Genomic DNA, 16809 nt, shown 5'->3' on the forward strand with positions numbered 1-16809 from the left:
CGCGCCCGTTGTTCAGGCCTATCGACAGCAGACATAGAAGGAGAACGACGGATGGCGAATTCGGATCTGCGCGACTGCCTCGTCGACCGGGCCCGCAGCATGCGGGCTCTAGTCAGTGCGCAGGCAAGCGAGTCCGAGCGGTTGCGCACGATGGCACCGGCGATCGTCGACCAGATGTGGGCCACCGGGCTGATGACGGCGCTGAACCCCGCGGCTGCCGGTGGATGCGAACCGTCCTTCGCCGAAATGATCGAGATGTGGATCGAAATGGCCTGGCAGGATGGTTCCTTCGGGTGGACGGGCATCGCGAACTTCCCCTCGTCGTTCGCCGCCGCGACATACCTTCCCGACGAGGGTTTCGCCGAGGTCTTCACCGACAACGACAATCGGGTCACTACGGGTGGTCAGTTCGCGCCGAACGGTCAGGGCGTTGTCGTCGACGGTGGATACCGGATCACCGGCGCGTGGAACTTCGGGTCGGGCACCGGGCACGCGCATTATGTGGCGGCCGGCTTCATCCCGATGGAGGACGGCCAGCCACGGATGCTCAGCGACGGTGTCCCCGCACTGATGGTCGCCTACGTCCCGCGCGACGAGATCACCTTCACCGACGGCTGGCATGTCCAGGGACTCAAAGGAACCGGCTCCTACGACTACAACGTGCAGGACCTGTTCGTGCCCGGATACCGGGCCATCGAGTTGTTCAGCCGGGAGCCCCGGCGGGGGGCTTCGCCCGCCGGCCGGATGGGGATGATGTCGGTCACCGCGGCCGGCCACGCAGCGTGGGCACTCGGGGTTGCCAAGAGCATGCTCGACGACGTTCAGGAGTTGGCCGCCACGAAATACCGGATGAGCGATGTGGGGGAGTCATTGGCCAGTCGCGCGACCTTCCAGACGAGCCTTGCCCACCACGTCGCGATGTGGCGGGCGGCGCGGCTTTTGGTGCTCGACGCGTTCGCCACGGTCGAAACCGGTGTCGCCGACGGTGTTGCCCTCACCCCGACAATGCGCGCGGACATGCGCGCGGCGGCGGTGTATGCCACCCATGCGGCCCGGGAATGTGCGCAGTGGGCCCACCTGGCGGCGGGCACGACCTCGATTCGGGAGGGTACCCGGCTGGAGCGGGCATTTCGCGACATGTATACCGGTACCCAGCACGCGTTCATCAGCGAGAAGGTCGCCATCGACGCCGCACAGGTGTGGCTGGGTATCGTCGATGACCAATTTGCGCTGTGACGGTTGCTAAGGCCCCGACACAACCGTCATTCCTTCGAAGCGTGCCACCGAAAACCCCTAGGAGCGTGGGTCGGTAACACGCCGGGTGGGGTGTCTGGGTTGGCGGCGGGTGTAGGGGATCATGGGGTGTGCCTGATGATCTCGATGCCGAGGGTTTGTTCGAGGTAGATCCCGAACTGCGGGTGGATTCGCATTCTGTGGCGCCGAAGGCGCCGGTGGATAAGTCGTTTCGCCCGTTCAACCCGGATCAAGACTTGTTGTTGCCGCCATCGCTGGATGACTGGCTACCGGCCGAGCACCTGGTCCGGTTCATCGCCGATCTGGTCGATGAGCACTTGGACCTGTCCCGGATCCACGCCGCCTATACCGAGGTCCGCGGTGGGCCACCGTATGACCCGCGGCTGATGGTGCGGATCCTGCTGTATGGCTACACCACCGGGGTTCGTTCCTCGCGCAAGCTGGAAGCCGCCTGCACCGATGTGGTCGCGTTTCGGTGGCTGGCTGCAGGCAGCGCCCCGGACTATCGGGCGATCGCCCGGTTCCGCAAACGCCACCTCTCGGCGTTGGGACGCCTGTTCGTCCAAGCGTTGGCGTTGTGCCAGGCCGCCGGGATGGTCAGCCTGGGCCAGGTCGCACTCGATGGCACGAAGGTGCGCGCCAATGCCTCCAAACGCAAAGCCATGAGCTACGTCCGGATGACCGAGAAGGAAAAGATCCTGGCCGCTGAGGTCTCAGCACTGCTGGCCGAGGCGCAGCGCATCGACACCGCCGAAGACAAGGCGTTCGGCAAAAATCGCCGCGGTGACGAACTACCGGCGGAGCTGGCGCGGCGCGAAACCCGGCTGGTCAAGATCCGGGAAGCCAAGGCCGCCCTGGAAGCCGAAGCCGCCCAAGCGGCACGGGAACGCGCTGAGCAGCGGGCCAAAGACCGCGGTGACGACGATGACACCACCGCGGGCAAGGGTGCCGCGGCTGCGCAGGCCGCGACACCGAAACCGAAGGCGCAACGCAACTTCACCGACCCCGATTCCAAGATCATGCTCACCAGCGACGGGGCATTCCACCAGTGCTACAACGCCGCGGCCGTCGTCGACGGTGATCATCAGGTGATCGTGGCCACCGAAGTGGGCACCAACGCCGCCGACGTGAACACGCTGATGCCGATGACCGAACAAACCGTCACCAACACCGGCCAGATTCCTAGCCAAATGCTCGCCGATGCCGGCTACACCAGCACCGCCAACCTCGACGCCGCCGCCGGGTTCACCGAAGAACATGGCACCGAGTTCTTCATCGCCCCCGGCCGCCCCCGCCGCGATGACCCGCCACCGGTCGCCCCGCGGGGACGCATCCCCGCCGAGGCCACCGCAAAACAGCGGATGGCCCGCAAGCTGGCCACCAAACGCGGACAGACCGTTTATGCCCGCCGCAAAGCGATCGTCGAACCGGTCTTCGGCCAGATGAGCACCCTGCAGAACGCCAAACATCTGCTGCTGCGAGGACTCGACCAAGCCCGCGGAGAATGGCTGCTGCTAGCCGCCTGCCACAACCTACGAAAACTGCACGGCCACATCGGAGTTACCGGACTGACCGCCCTACCGGCCTAACAAGCCATCCGATGGGGCGTCTCAATTGCCAGCACCCGACCCATCGGAGACCTCCACACCGAGCGGGCACCCGGATCACCCACATCACGTGAAATGCGATCGCTACCCACATTCGACACCCCGCACCCCCTCAAGGCGTTACCGACCCGCGCTCCTAGCCGCGAACCGAACCGTTCGCCACTGCCCGCGGTGGGATGTCCAACGCGGATCAAATCTTGGTGTAACCCTTGTCGGCCGGGGTCTGGGCGGCAGTGAGCACACCGGCGTTGGCCACGACAATATTTAGGCGGCTCCGGTCACAAAGGCCACCTTGCCGGCCAGCGTGGATTCGGGATGGCTCATGCCGAGGGCTCCTTTGGCGGCGCCGTATGGACGATGATGTGCAGCGGTTTGGCGGTTGTTAGACGGGTCGCGAGGGCGTTCAGCCGGCCGGCCGCAGCAGCGCGACCAAAAATTCGGAGTCGTCGTCGAAGGGCCGCAGATCCCAGGTGGACAGCAGCAGATCGGGGACCAGGCCGGCGCCGGCAGCGTCGGCGAGGAACTGATCGAAGTCGTATTCGCGGCCGGCGCCGAAGCCGATCACCGCCCGGCCGTTGTCGGCCAGGTGGGCGCGCAGCTTGCCCAACACCGTTGTGCGGGTGCTCGGCGCGAGGAACGCCATCACATTGCCGGCCATCACGATGACCTCGAACGGTTCGGGGATGCCGCGCGCCGGCAGGTCGAGTTCGGCGAGGTCGCTGACGACGTAACGGGGGCCCGGATGGTCCTGCTCGGCGGCCTCGATCAGTGCGGGGTCGACGTCGACTCCCACCACGTCGTGACCGGCCGCGGACAGATATCCGCTGAGCCGTCCGGGGCCGCAGCCCGCGTCGAGGATGCGGGCTCCGCGGGGAACCATCGCATCCACGAGGCGGGCCTCGCCGACCAGATCCTCGCCGGCGCGTGCCATGGCTCGGAAGCGCTCGATGTACCACTGTGAATGCCCGGGATCCGCCTCGACTTTTTGCATCCAGATGCTCTGCTCGACCATGTGGGCCATTGTCCCAGGTGAGGTCCGGGTTGCGGCGGCGTCGCGTCAGGTGAAGGGTTCGAGCGCAAAGCGACCCCAGGCCACGAAGGCGAACAGGCCGATGAAGACCATATCGCCGACGAGGTAGCTCCACTCACTGCGGCGTAGGCGGGTCGTCGCGGCGCCGGCCATGAACAACGCCAGCCCGCACGCGGCCAACGGCACCAGAACCGGGGCGATCCCCGTCCACGCCGGAAGCACCAGCCCGAGCGCGCCGATCGACTTGATCACGCCGATGGCCTTGAGATGTCCGGCGCCGAAGTCGTCGACCCAGTGCTGGTTGGCGCCGAGCGCGCGGTATTTCTCTTTGGGCATGAGGATCAGCGCCGACCCGCCGGCCAGGAAGCCGACGGCCAGCAGCACGGCGATGACCCATAGCGCGGTATTCACGAAAGCCTCCTTGTTTCGGTTACGTAAGCCCGGTCGGGCCCGTCATATTGGTGACGGATACCGGACCGGAAAGGTAACCACCATGACGACCGACATTGATCTGGCGGCGGCGTTCGACGCCGAGCGGCAACGACTCACCGCGCTGGCCCACCGGATGCTCGGCTCGATGGCCGACGCCGAGGACGCGGTGCAGGAGGCCTGGCTGCGGCTGGCCCGGCAGGATCCGGACGCGATCGACAGCGTGCCCGGCTGGCTGACGACGGTCGTCGGCCGGGTGTGCATCGACGCGCTACGCACGCGGCGCTCGCGGTCCGAGACCGCGTACGACGAACACCTGCCGGACCCGATCGTCGCCGAGGACGACGGTGACCCGCAGGAGCGCGCCGCGCTGGCCGACTCGGTGGGCCTGGCGCTGTTGGTGGTGCTGGACTCGCTGAGTCCCGACGAGCGCCTGGCGTTCGTGCTCCATGACACGTTCGGCGTCCCGTTCGCGGAAATCGCCATGATTCTCGGCAAGACGCCGGATGCGACGAAGATGCTCGCCAGCCGGGCCCGCCGGAAGGTGCGCGGCACACCGCAGCCGGACCCGGATCGACGTCAGCAACGGCAGGTGGTCGACGCCTTTCTGGCGGCCGCGCGTGGCGGTGACTTCGAGGCGCTGTTGGAGTTGCTCGATCCGCAGATCACCTGGCGCACCTACACGCCGCACGGCGTCGTCGTGAAGCTCGGCGTGACCGACGTGCTGGCGGCCGCCGAACGCGGGGTGCGGGCGGCCGTGGTGGCGCGGCGCGTGCTGGTCAACGGTGCCCCGGGCATCTTGACCTGGAGTCGCAGCGGAAAGCCGCTGGGGTTGATGGCGTGCACGGTGCGCGACGGGAAGATCGTCGACGTCGTAGCGCTGCTGGATCCGGCGCGCCTGGCCGCGATGGATCTGCCGGCGCCGCCGCCGGCGTGACGTGCGCGGCGGCGGCTGGTGGAGCCCCCTGTCAGGATTGAACTGACGACCTTTCGCTTACAAGGCGAGTGCTCTACCACTGAGCTAAGGAGGCGGGCCGAAACCGGCGCCCAGCTTACTGCGCGGGGGTCCGGCGACGAAAAGCGCTCGCCCGGTCGGGTCAGTCCTCCGGCTCGATGATCCGCTGCGAGGTCACCGGGCGGGTCGAGGGCCGCCGGGTCCGCCCCGGAAACGGGATCCGGTCGGCGATGTTGCTCAGCGGGTTCACCACCTGGCTCAGCGTGATGACGGCCTCGCGCAGCGTTTCGATGGTCGGAGCCAGCGCCTCCAAGCCCGGGGCCAGCCGGTTCAGGGTGTCGGCGACGTCGGCCAACTGCTCGAGCGGGCCGTTGCGTGCGGTCAGCTTGTCGATCACGCCGCCTTCGGCCAGCAGCCGATCGGCCACCCCGTCGTCGGCCAGCAATCGCTCGACCAAGCCGTCCTCGGCCAGCAACCGCTCGACCAGCCCGTCCTCGTCGAGCAGTTGATCCACCAGGCCGCCGGGAGCCAGCGCGCGCTCCAGGCCGCCGCCCTCGGCGGTCAGCTTGTCCAGTAGGCCGTCCGGCGCGGTCAATCGGTCCACCAGGCCGCCCGGCCGCAGCAGCCGGTCGATCGCACCGCCGGGGGCGAGCGCGCGGGTCAGCGGCGCGTCCTCAGCCAGCAGGTCATCGGCGACCCGGGCCATTCGATTCGCGCGGGCCACAGTGTCGTTGAAGCCCATCATGTAGGCCCTGGTGGAGGTCGAATCCGGTCCGCCGTCGTCGCCCAGGGAGCGCCTGGCCAGGCTCAGCGCGCCGCCGGCGACCTCGAGACCGGCCTCGGTGGCCATCAACCCGACCCGGACCGGGGCCGTGGCCAGGTCGACAATCGCTTTGCCGAGGTTCATGTTTGTCAGTGTATGGGCGCGTGCCGGCGGAAACCGGCGCTCGGCGGCGACAACAAACTCACAGGAACTACACAGCCGTCCCGCAGCTGTGGCGAAGGTAAACCGGAGGACATTGAACTGATGGCAGCTCCCGGTGGTGCCGACACCAAGCCCGAGGCGCGGGTCCTGGTCGTCGACGACGAAACCAATATCGTTGACCTGCTCTCGGTGAGCCTGAAGTACCAGGGCTTCGAGGTGTTCACCGCGGCCAACGGACCCTCCGCGCTCGACAAGGCCCGCGAGGTCAAGCCCGATGCCGTCATTCTCGACGTGATGATGCCCGGCATGGACGGCTTCGGGGTGCTGCGCCGGTTGCGCGCCGACGGTATCGACGCCCCCGCGCTGTTTCTGACCGCGCGCGACACCCTGCAGGACAAGATCACCGGCTTGACGCTCGGCGGCGACGACTACGTCACCAAACCGTTCAGCCTCGAGGAGGTCGTGGCCCGGTTGCGGGTCATCCTGCGTCGCACCCGCAAGAACGTCGAAGAGCAGCAACCGCCCTCGCGGCTGCGCTTCGCCGACATCGAACTCGACGAGGACACCCACGAGGTGTGGAAGGCCGGCGAACCGGTGTCGTTGTCGCCGACGGAGTTCACGCTGTTGCGCTACTTCGTCATCAACGCGGGCACCGTGCTGAGCAAGCCGAAGATCCTCGACCATGTCTGGCGCTACGACTTCGGCGGTGACGTCAACGTCGTCGAGTCCTACGTCTCCTATCTGCGCCGCAAGATCGACACCGGCGAGACGCGCCTGCTGCACACACTGCGCGGGGTGGGGTATGTGCTTCGCGAACCGCGCTGAGCGACGCTAGCGCCGCCGGGACGCACAATGGGCGCCATGGTGTCTTCGCTTCGACGGGGGATCCCGCTCCGGGTGGCCCTGGTCGCGGCGACGCTGTTGTTGGTGGCCTGCGGACTGCTTGCCTCGGGTATCGCGGTGACCACGATCATGCGGCACAGCCTGGTGACACGCATCGACCGAACCCTCATCGACGCCTCGAACGGTTGGGCCCTGGCGCCGCGCGGCGTGCCGCGACACAACGAGGGGCCGAACCCGGGCCGGCCGCCGACGAACTTCTACGTCCGCGGCGTCGGCACCGACGGCGAGGTGTGGATCGGCGCCGCCGACCGCGATTCGGAACCGGCGCTGCCGCCGGACAACGACGTCGGCCCGGTGCCCACCACCGTCGGATCGCTGGACGGCTCGCCCGCGACCTGGCGCGCGGTGTCGGTGCGCGGCGAGCGCGGCGAGTTGACCACCGTGGCAATCGAACTCGCCGACGTGCACTCCACCATGCGGTCCCTGATCTACACCCAGCTGGGGATCGGGGTGGGGGTGCTCGTGATCCTGGGCATCGCCGGGTATGCCGTGGTGCATCGCAGTCTGCGGCCGCTGGCCGAGGTCGAGGAGACCGCCGCGGCGATCGCCAGCGGCAAGTTGGATCGCCGTGTCCCGGAACGGGATCCCCGCACCGAAGTGGGCCGGCTCTCATCCGCGCTCAACGGCATGCTGGCCCAGATCCAGCGCGCGGTGGCCGCCTCGGAGTCCTCGGCCGACCAGGCGCGCGGCTCGGAGGAAAAGATGCGCCGGTTCATCACCGACGCCAGCCACGAATTGCGCACCCCGCTGACGACAATCCGTGGCTTCGCCGAGTTGTACCGGCAGGGCGCGGCCACCGACGTCGAGATGCTGATGTCGCGCATCGAAAGCGAATCCGCGCGGATGGGGGTGCTGGTCGAGGACCTGCTGCTGTTGGCGCGGTTGGACGCCGAGCGCCCCTTCGAGCAGCACCGTGTCGACCTGCTGGCACTGGCCGCCGACGCCGTTCACGACGCCCAGTCGGTGGCTCCCAAGCGCGCGATCACCATGGAGGTCTTCGACGGTCCCGGCACCCCGGAGGTCATCGGCGACGAGTCCCGGCTGCGGCAGGTGCTGGGCAATCTGGTCGCCAACGCCTTACAGCACACCCCGGAGTCCGCCGGCGTCACCGTACGCATCGGGACCCGTGGCCAGGACGCCGTCCTCGAGGTGGTTGATGAGGGGCCCGGGATTGCGCCCGAGGATGCGCGGCGGGTGTTCGAGCGGTTTTATCGCACCGACTCGTCGCGGACCCGCTCCAGCGGCGGCGCCGGCCTGGGCTTGTCGATCGTCGATTCGCTGGTGCGGGCTCACGGTGGCTTGGTGACCGTCGCGACAGCTCCCGGTCAGGGCAGTCGGTTTGTGGTCCGGCTGCCGCGGCTGGTCAACGTCGACATGGACGGTCCGCCAGTAGTCAGTTCAACTCGGCCAGGGCGGCTTTGATCTTGGCCTGCGCCTCGTCGAGGGACTGCGCGGACGGGTTGCGATCGACATGGGCGAACCCGAAGTCGGTGAGCTGCCGCGCCGGGAAGACGTGGACGTGCAGGTGCGGGACCTCCAGACCGGCGATGATCAACCCGGCCCGGGGCGCGTCGAACGCACGGACCACGGCCTTGCCGATGCGCTGCGACACCGCCATGATGCGGGCGTAGGTGTCGGGGTCGACGTCCTGCCATTGGTCGATCTCCGCGCGCGGCACCACCAGCGTGTGACCCTGGGTCATCGGTTCGATGGTCAAGAACGCCACGCACTCGTCGTCCTCGTAGACGAATCGGCCCGGCAGTTCGCGGTTGATGATTTTCGTGAAGACGGTCGCCATGCCAGCAGCATAGGCCCCGCCAAAACTGGCGAGCAGACGCAAACTCGCCCAATTCCGAGAGGAAGAGGGCGAGTTTGTGTCTGTTCGCGGCTCGGGCGCCTAGCGGTCGGCGTCGGTGTAGCGGATGACGCCGCGGATGTTGCGACCCTCCAGCATGTCCTTGTAGCCGTCGTTGATCTGCTCGAGCTTGTACTGCCGGGTGACCATGTCATCGAGGTTCAACTTGCCGGCCTTGTACATCGACAGCAGCTGGGGGATGTCATGGTGCGGGTTGCCACCGCCGAAGATGGTGCCCTGCAGGTTCTTCTGCAGCAGGGTCAGCATCGCCAGGTTCAACTTCACGTCGGAGTCAGCCATCGGGGCCACGGCGGTCACCACGCAGGTGCCGCCCTTCGAGGTGATGTTGAGGTAGTTGTCGATCTCCTCGCCCTTGAGCTCACCGGTGGTGATGATGGTCTTCTTGGACATCATGCCCGCGGTGACCTCGGCGACACCCGCCATCGCGGAGAAGATGTCCGGATAGACGTGCGTGGCACCGAACTTCAGCGCCTGATCCCGCTTCCACTCTACCGGGTCGATCGCGAAGATGTTGCGGGCGCCGGCGATGACCGCACCCTGCAACGCGCCCATGCCGACGCCGCCGATGCCGGCGACCACGACGTCGTCGCCGGGGCGGATGTCGGCGCTGCGCACCGCCGAGCCGTATCCGGTGGTGACACCGCAGCCCACCAGGCAGGCGACCTCGAACGGAATCGACGGATCGATCTTCACCACCGAACTCTTGTGCACCACCATGTACGGGCTGAAAGTGCCCAGCAGGGTCATGGGGAACACCGGCTTGCCGTTGGCGTGGATCCGGTTGGTGCCGTCGGCGACGGCGAGTCCGCCCAGCAGCCCCGCACCCAGGTCGCACAGGTTGCGCATGCCGGCCTGACACGACGGACACTCGCCGCACGACGGAATGAAGGACAGTACGACGTGATCGCCCGGAGCGATGTGCTCCACACCCGGTCCGACCTCGGTCACGATGCCGGCGCCCTCATGGCCGCCGAGCACCGGAAAACCTGCCATCGCGATATCGCCGGTCACCAGGTGGTGATCGGAGTGGCACATCCCCGAAGCTTCCATCTGGATCTTGACCTCGTCTTTGACGGGATCACCGATCTCGATCTCTTCGACTGACCACGGCTGATTGAAATCCCAGACGAGAGCGCCTTTTGTCTTCATCGTTCGACCTGACCTCGATTCGAGCTGTTGATGCTGAGAACTGCCGGACCCGTCTCGGTCGACAGTGGTTTCACGAGTGACAAGGGCCACTCCCGTGGGGCAAGCATAGCGAGCCAGCCTCACAAAGCAACTGCTTGGTCGGTCCCGGTTCGGCCACTCAGAAGATCGGGGCCGGGGCCTGTCCGAGCGCGTAGTACCCGGGCAGCTTCTCGCCCGACAGCGCCCGCTCGATCCGCTTCTGCATGGCGGGCGTGAGGTCGCCGGACTCGATCAGCTTCATGTACGCCTTCTGCACATGGCCGAAGTCGAAGAAGTCGCGCTGCCATTCGATCAGCAGCTCGTCGTTGAGGCGAAACCAGCTGCCGCCGATGCCGTAGATCTCGTCGCGAGTGCCGTCGCTCTTGTTGGCGATCTGCTTCCAGAAGCCGACGATCTCGTTCTGCTTCTCGTCGATGATCGTCTTCTGGTACTCGTAGACCCAGTTCTCCAGGCCTTCCATCTCCAGACCCAGCGCGACGTCGCGGATCTCGTCGCGGCCGATGCACATCACGTCCTCCTTGGGACCGATGTTCCAGCCGTAGGTGGCGTCCTCGGTGAAGAAGTCCGCCAACGGCTTCCAATCACCAGCCTCCTCCGCGACGCGGTTGGCCTCGAGCCAGCTGTCGACCCACTTCTCCAGATCCTCGCGTGATGCCATAACGGTCAGCCTTTCTCTTGAATGGACAGTGCTCGGGTAGGACACATTTCGACAGCCATCTCGACGGCTGCGCGCATCTCGTCGGGCGGTTCGTGATCCAGGATCTCGACGGTGCCGCGCTTGGGCACCCGGAACACCTCCGGGGCCTCCAGTTCGCACATGGCGTGGCCCTGGCACAGATCCTCGTCGAGTTCGATGCGGTAACAACCCATGGTTCAGGCCTGCTCTGATCCCCGGTCGCTGCGCTCCTGCCCTTCGGAAACGCGCCTGCGGTAGCGCACCTTGGCGGGCTGGGCCAACTGGACGACCATCTTGGAGTGGTCGTTGCGGTAGCTCTCGGGTGGCTGCGCCATCTCGAACTCGTAGTCGCGCAACAGGACCGAGAAGATGGCCTTGATCTGCATCTGCGCGAACGCCGCACCGACGCAGCGATGCTTGCCCGCGCCGAACGGGATCCAGGTCCACCGATTGATCAGATCCTCCTGGCGCGGCTTCTCGTACCGGTCCGGGTCGAAGGCGTCCGGGTCCGGGAAGTCCTCGGGGATCCGATTGGAGATCGCCGGGGAGGCGGCCACCATCTGGCCCTGGTGGATCGGGTAACCGGCCACCTCGAACTCGTCCTGGGCCACCCGCATCAGGATGATCAGCGGCGGATGCAGGCGCAGCGTTTCCTTGAGTGCGTTGTCCAGATTCGGGATCTGGCGCAGCGCATGGAAACTCACCTCCTGGCCGTCGGCATACAGCTCGTCGAGCTCCTGCTGCACCTTGGCGTAGAAGTCGGGGTGACGCAGCAACTCGATCATCGTCCAGGACGAGGTGCCCGAGCTGGTGTGGTGGCCGGCGAACATCAGCGAGATGAACATGCCGGTGACCTCGTTGGCGGTGAAGCGGGGGTTGCCGTCCTCATCCTTGATCGACACCAGCACGTCGAGCAGGTCGCGATCCTCCTTGCCCTTGGGCGGGTTGGCGATTCGCCCGTTCATGATCTCCTGCACCAACTCGACGAGTTTGACGCGCGACTCGTCGCGAATCCGGAAGCTCTCGATGTCCAGGTAGGGATCGACGTAGCAGAGCGGGTCGGTGCCGCGCTCCAGTTGGTGGTAGTAGTGGGCGAAGCGACTGTCGAGCTGTTCCCGGAACTTCAGCCCGATCAGGCAGGCCGTCGAGGTGTAGATCGTCAGCTCGGAGAAGAAGTCCAGCAACTCGATCTCGCCCTGGGGTCCCCAGTCGGCGATCATCTTCTTGACCTCGGCCTCGATGGTCGCGGCGTGGCCCTTCATCTGCTCGCCGCGCAGCGCGGTGTTGTGCAGCATCTCGGCGCGGCGTTCCGGGTCGGCATCGAACACCACGCCCTCGCCGAAGATCGGCGTCATGAACGGATAGGCCTCGGCCTGGTTGAGTTCGCTGTCGCTGGAACGGAAGAAGAACTCGTTGGCCTCGGCGCCGGACAGCAGCACCACCTGCTTACCGGCGAGCTGGAACCAGCCGGCGTCGCCGCATTCGTCGCGGACGCGCTGCATCAGCGCGATCGGGTCGGTGCGGAACTCCTCGAGGTGGCCGTGTTCCTCGTCGCCACCGGAAACCCGCTGGACCTCTTTGAGTGTCGTCACTTCTTCGATTCCCCTGTCGTTTCGTTCCCGCCCGGCATGCCGTCCTCGCCGAGTGCGAGCTTCTGACGGTCCTTGATCTCGGCCAGCGGCGCCTCGGGTTGGATCTCCAGGTTGGCGATGAATCCGCCGCGCGGGGTCTCGGCGACGAAGGTGATCGCCCGGGCCAGGTCTTGGGCACGCAGGAAGTAGTCGTGCCGGGCCTGCCCCCACTTGGCCCAATCCTCCAGCGCGGGACCGATTTTCTCGGCCGACAGGCTCCAGCCCATCGACGTGCGGGTGGGTCCCGGATGCACGATGGCGGCGCGCACCCCGGTGCCCTCCAGTTCCATCTGCAGGTTGGTCACCATCGCGACCAGGGCGGCCTTGGCGGCACCGTAGGCGCCCATGTGCGGACGCTGGCGCAGCGCGACGTCGGAGCCGACGAAGATCACGTCACCGCGGCGACGCTGCACCATGCCGGGCAGCACCTCGGTGACCAACCGGTTGGCGCCGATCAGATGGATCTGGATCTGCTCCTCGAACTCGGTGGTGCTCATCTCGTGCACCCGGCCGAAGTTGGTGTCCCCGGCACCGGCGACGAGCAGTTCGATGTCGCCGAGCGCCTCGGTCGCGCCGTGCACGAACGACTTGACCGAGTCGGCGTCGGTGACGTCCAGCGCGAGCGCGATGGCCTCGCCGCCATTGGCTTTGATCTCGGCGACGAGTTCCTGGCATTTCTCGACCCGGCGGGCACCGAGCGCGACGGGAAAGCCGCGGGCCGCGAGTTCGGTCGCGGTCGCGGCACCGATCCCGGAGGACGCGCCCGCGACAATGGCGGGCCGGCGGTCAGGATGAGGGTCAAAACGGGCCATTTAGCGTTTCTCCACTGTGATCGGAAGGTGGGCGAATCCGCGGACGTTGCTGGAGTGGACGCGGACGGCGTTGGCCTCGTCGACCTCGTAGCCGCGGATTCGTTTGAACAGCTCGGTCAGGGCCACCCGGGCCTCCATGCGGGCCAGGTGCGCGCCCAGGCAGAAATGCGCCCCGCTGCCGAAACTCAGTAATTTCGAACCGATCTCGCGGCCGATCACGAAATCGTCGGGGTTCTCGAAGACCCGCTCGTCGCGGTGCGCCGACCCGGGCAGCAGCAACACGATGTCGCCGTCGGGGATCGTGGTGTCGTAGATCGTGAACTCGCCGGCGACGGTGCGGGCCAGGATCTGGCTCGAGGTGTCGTAGCGCAGCGTCTCCTCGACCCACAGCGGGACCCGATCCAGATCGTCATACACCGCGGTCAGTTGATCGGGATTGCGATGCCCCCAAAAGGCGGCGTTGGCAAGTAGTTTGGTGGTCGTCTCGTTGCCGGCGATCACCATCAGGAACATGAAGCCCAGCACCTCGTCATCGGTGAGCTTGTCGCCGTCGATCTCGGCGGCCAGCAGGGCCGAGGTCAGGTCTTCGGTCGGGTTCTTGCGCCGCTGCGCGACCATCTCCTGGTAGTAGACGATCAGGTTGAGCGAGGCGTCGATGGCCGCCGGCGGGACATCGGTGACGCCGTCATCGCGGTGCATCACCGCGTCGGCCCAGGCGCGCACTTGATCGCGGTCCGGTTGCGGGACCCCCATCAACTCGGAGATGACGTCCATCGGCAGCTTGCCGGCGAATTCGGCGACGTAGTCGACCGAGCCCGACTCGGCCCGCTCCATCATGGTGTCCAGATGCCCGACGGCCAACTCGGTGACACGGGGCTCGAGCTCACGAATCCGCCTGGGTGTGAAGCCCTTCGACACCAGGGTGCGCAGCCGCAGATGGGCCGGGTCGTCCATCGCCAGGAACGACATGGTTTTGGACGCATGCGGTCCGCGGGAGGCGGGGTCCAGCGACACACCGAAGGCGTTGGACAACTCGACGCTGTTGCGGAAGCCCTGCACGACGTCCTGATGCCGCGACAACGCCCAGAATCCGAGTTCGGTGTTGCGGTACAGCGGGGCGTCGTCGCGCAACCGCTGGTAGTACGGGTACGGATCCTCGTGGAAGTCGTAGTCGTACGGGTCGAGAATTGGCTTGTCGATCTGGACGGTCATCGATCTCCTTGGACTGGGAGGATCAGTCGGACGACGTAGGTCAACTGGTCGGCGGTCTGTTGGTACGTGAACGCTCCGCTGCCGGCCTGGACGAGCGCCCCGAAGAACGTCATCTGCAGTGCGGAGACCGTGCGCGGGTCCGCGCCCGGCCCGATGGCCGAGGTGATGCGGCGATGGATCTCGGCGCCGATCCGGTCGCGCACGCTCAGCACGGCGGGGTCGCCGCCGGACATCAGCGCCGTCGTGCAGGCCGCGGCGACCACGGGGTCGTCGGCGACCACCAGGGCCAGGGCGCGCAGGGCGTTGTCGACCCGGGTGAACTGAGTGTCGTTGACGTTGGTGAAGTACGGCACCTGCTTGACCAGGTCGAGGTAGACCTCGGCAACCAGGTGGTTCTTCGACGAGAAGTAGGTGTAGGCGGTGGCCGGTGCCACCTTGGCGCGCTTGGCGACGCCGCGCACGGTCAGGTCGGCGTAGGACGTCTCCCGCAGCATCTCCCGGCCGGCCTCGAGCACCTTGCGGAAGGTCTCTTCTTGCCGCCGGTTGCGGGTGTTCTCCCCGGGCTGCGGGGAGGCGTCTAACACGGACTCGCTGGACACATGTCCAAGTTAGTCCACCGCCCCGTCCCAGGCAAGACTGGATTGTGTTTGACCGGATTAACTGCGCGGCAGCGTGCCTTCGGTGGCCCCGCGAACTGGGGTCTTGCTAGTTGTCGCGCGCTGGGGCTATCTTCGGACGAGCAATCATCGGACACTTGTCCAGATGCGGGTTCGCCCGCAACACCGACCGTGGAGGTGCAATGGCGCTACTCGCCGACCGCAACAGCCAGCTGCTCATCGACGGGAAGCTGGCCGCCGGGAGCGCCGGGACCTTCACCACCCTCAACCCCGCCACCGAGGAGGTGCTGGGGAGCGCGGCCGACGCCGACGCGGCCGACATGGGCAGCGCCATCGAGGCCGCCCGGCGGGCCTTCGACGACACCGACTGGTCGCGCGACACCGCCCTGCGGGTGCGGTGCCTGCGCCAACTGCGGCAAGCCATGCAGGGCCACATAGAAGAATTGCGGGAACTGACCATCGCCGAGGTCGGTGCGCCCAAGATGTTGACCTCCGGCGGGCAGCTGGAAGGGCCGGTCGACGACCTGAGCTTCTGCGCCGATACCGCCGAATCCTATCCGTGGCACACCGACCTGGGTTACGCGACACCGCAGGGCATCCCGACCAACCGCACCATCGCCCGCGAGGCGGTCGGCGTGGTCGGCGCGATCACCCCGTGGAACTTCCCGCATCAGATCAACCTGGCCAAGATCGGGCCGGCGCTGGCCGCGGGCAACACCTTGGTGCTCAAGCCCGCGCCCGACACGCCGTGGGCGGCGGCCGTGCTGGGCGAACTGATCGTCGAGCACACCGACTTTCCGGCCGGGGTGGTCAACATCGTGACCTCCAGCGATCACAGCGTCGGCGCGCTGCTGTCCAAAGACCCTCGGGTGGACATGGTTTCGTTCACCGGGTCGACGGCCACCGGTCGCGCGGTGATGACCGACGCCGCGGCCACCATCAAGAAGGTCTTTCTCGAACTCGGCGGCAAGTCGGCGTTCCTGGTGCTCGACGATGCCGATCTGGCCGGAGCCTGCTCGATGGCCGCCTTCACCGCGGCGATGCACGCCGGTCAGGGCTGCGCCATCACCACCCGGCTGGTGGTTCCGCGGGCGAGCTACGACGACGCCGTCGAGGCCGCGGCGGCGACCATGGCCGGTCTCAAGCCCGGCGATCCGACGAGCAAGCGCACGATCTGCGGGCCGGTGATCTCGGCGCGGCAGCGGGACCGGGTGCAGTCCTACCTCGACCTGGCGATCGAAGAGGGCGGCCGGTTCGCCTGCGGCGGCGGCCGTCCGGCCGATCAGCCCAGGGGATTCTTCATCGAGCCGACCGTCATCGCGGGCCTGGACAACACCGCGCGGGTGGCCCGCGAGGAGATCTTCGGCCCGGTGCTGACGGTGATCGCCCACGACGGCGACGACGACGCGGTGCGCATCGCCAACGACTCCCCGTACGGGCTGTCCGGCACGGTGTTCTCCGGGGACCCGGAGCGCGCCGCCGGGGTGGCCGCCCGGCTGCGGGTGGGCACGGTCAACATCAACGGCGGGGTCTGGTACGCCGCCGACGCACCGTTCGGCGGATACAAGCAGTCCGGTATCGGCCGCGAGATGGGCCGGGCGGGCTTCGAGGAGTACACCGAGATCAAGGTGATCGCCACCCTGGCCTGATCCGCCGGCCAGAAGCGTTACACGACATAGACATTCGAGGAGCAG

Annotated in this window: 17 protein-coding genes and 1 tRNA gene; 6 read left to right on the forward strand and 12 right to left on the reverse strand. The window is 67.0% G+C overall.

All coding sequences use genetic code 11. The annotated features are described in order from the left end of the window. The first annotated feature begins 51 nt into the window (after positions 1–51). Both RCP80_RS02475 and RCP80_RS02480 read left to right on the forward strand, forming a co-directional pair. Positions 52–1236: an acyl-CoA dehydrogenase family protein gene (locus RCP80_RS02475; RefSeq protein ID WP_308480838.1), complete on the forward strand. Its 1185-nt coding sequence runs from the start codon at positions 52–54 to the stop codon at positions 1234–1236. Positions 1237–1451: 215 nt separating this feature from the next. After that, on the forward strand, positions 1452–2843 hold the full coding sequence (locus tag RCP80_RS02480) for an IS1182 family transposase (protein ID WP_465270705.1): 1392 nt from the start codon (positions 1452–1454) through the stop codon (positions 2841–2843). Positions 2844–3264: 421 nt separating this feature from the next. Here RCP80_RS02480 and RCP80_RS02485 read toward each other — a convergent pair whose 3' ends face one another. Further along, entirely contained in the window at positions 3265–3873 is a 609-nt protein-coding gene (locus tag RCP80_RS02485) for a class I SAM-dependent methyltransferase (protein ID WP_308480839.1), read from the reverse strand. 45 nt (positions 3874–3918) lie between these two features. Then, positions 3919–4302: a DoxX family protein gene (locus RCP80_RS02490; protein WP_308480840.1), complete on the reverse strand. Its 384-nt coding sequence runs from the start codon at positions 4300–4302 to the stop codon at positions 3919–3921. A gap of 82 nt (positions 4303–4384) precedes the next feature. On the opposite strand from RCP80_RS02490, the gene RCP80_RS02495 reads away from it, so the two are divergent. Continuing rightward, a complete protein-coding gene (locus tag RCP80_RS02495; protein WP_308480841.1) occupies positions 4385–5257 on the forward strand; it encodes a sigma-70 family RNA polymerase sigma factor in 873 nt (290 codons plus the stop codon). Positions 5258–5276: 19 nt separating this feature from the next. Here RCP80_RS02495 and RCP80_RS02500 read toward each other — a convergent pair. Continuing rightward, positions 5277–5351 (reverse strand) — tRNA-Thr (locus tag RCP80_RS02500). 66 nt (positions 5352–5417) lie between these two features. Next, a complete protein-coding gene (locus RCP80_RS02505) occupies positions 5418–6182 on the reverse strand; it encodes a hypothetical protein (protein ID WP_308480843.1) in 765 nt (254 codons plus the stop codon). A gap of 120 nt (positions 6183–6302) precedes the next feature. On the opposite strand from RCP80_RS02505, the gene RCP80_RS02510 reads away from it, so the two are divergent. Further along, positions 6303–7025 carry a response regulator transcription factor gene (locus RCP80_RS02510; RefSeq protein WP_308480844.1) on the forward strand — a complete coding sequence of 241 codons (723 nt, stop codon included), beginning with the start codon at positions 6303–6305 and terminating at the stop codon, positions 7023–7025. Positions 7026–7061: 36 nt separating this feature from the next. Then, positions 7062–8525 (forward strand): sensor histidine kinase, encoded by a 1464-nt coding sequence (locus tag RCP80_RS02515; protein WP_308480845.1) that lies wholly within the window; start codon positions 7062–7064, stop codon positions 8523–8525. On the opposite strand, the gene RCP80_RS02520 is transcribed toward RCP80_RS02515, so the two are convergent. The 8 genes from RCP80_RS02520 to RCP80_RS02555 form a co-directional block, all read right to left on the reverse strand. Beyond that, on the reverse strand, positions 8497–8901 hold the full coding sequence (locus tag RCP80_RS02520; RefSeq protein WP_308480846.1) for an HIT family protein: 405 nt from the start codon (positions 8899–8901) through the stop codon (positions 8497–8499). The genes RCP80_RS02515 and RCP80_RS02520 overlap by 29 nt on opposite strands. 99 nt (positions 8902–9000) lie before the next feature. Then, the gene (locus RCP80_RS02525; protein WP_308480847.1) at positions 9001–10128 is read right to left on the reverse strand and encodes an NDMA-dependent alcohol dehydrogenase; all 1128 of its coding nucleotides are present in this window, start codon (positions 10126–10128) and stop codon (positions 9001–9003) included. A 157-nt stretch (positions 10129–10285) separates the two neighbouring features. Further along, entirely contained in the window at positions 10286–10825 is a 540-nt protein-coding gene (locus RCP80_RS02530; protein WP_308480848.1) for a nuclear transport factor 2-like protein, read from the reverse strand. Between the two features lie 5 nt (positions 10826–10830). Then, positions 10831–11037, reverse strand: coding sequence for a ferredoxin Fdx (locus tag RCP80_RS02535; protein ID WP_308480849.1), 207 nt, complete (start codon positions 11035–11037; stop codon positions 10831–10833). A 3-nt stretch (positions 11038–11040) separates the two neighbouring features. Further along, positions 11041–12435: a lanosterol 14-alpha demethylase gene (locus RCP80_RS02540; protein WP_308480850.1), complete on the reverse strand. Its 1395-nt coding sequence runs from the start codon at positions 12433–12435 to the stop codon at positions 11041–11043. Next, positions 12432–13286, reverse strand: coding sequence for an SDR family oxidoreductase (locus RCP80_RS02545; RefSeq protein ID WP_308480851.1), 855 nt, complete (start codon positions 13284–13286; stop codon positions 12432–12434). The genes RCP80_RS02540 and RCP80_RS02545 overlap by 4 nt, the downstream gene beginning before the upstream one ends. Continuing rightward, on the reverse strand, positions 13287–14498 hold the full coding sequence (locus RCP80_RS02550; protein WP_308480852.1) for a cytochrome P450: 1212 nt from the start codon (positions 14496–14498) through the stop codon (positions 13287–13289). Further along, on the reverse strand, positions 14495–15097 hold the full coding sequence (locus tag RCP80_RS02555; RefSeq protein WP_308480854.1) for a TetR/AcrR family transcriptional regulator: 603 nt from the start codon (positions 15095–15097) through the stop codon (positions 14495–14497). Before RCP80_RS02555 ends, RCP80_RS02550 begins: the two co-directional genes overlap by 4 nt. Before the next feature lie 200 nt (positions 15098–15297). Here RCP80_RS02555 and RCP80_RS02560 point away from each other — a divergent pair, with 200 nt between their 5' ends. Then, on the forward strand, positions 15298–16764 hold the full coding sequence (locus tag RCP80_RS02560; RefSeq protein WP_308480855.1) for an aldehyde dehydrogenase: 1467 nt from the start codon (positions 15298–15300) through the stop codon (positions 16762–16764). Positions 16765–16809 lie beyond the last annotated feature (45 nt).

This window comes from Mycolicibacterium sp. MU0053 (assembly GCF_963378095.1).
In the GTDB taxonomy this organism is placed as follows: Bacteria; Actinomycetota; Actinomycetes; order Mycobacteriales; family Mycobacteriaceae; genus Mycobacterium; species Mycobacterium burgundiense.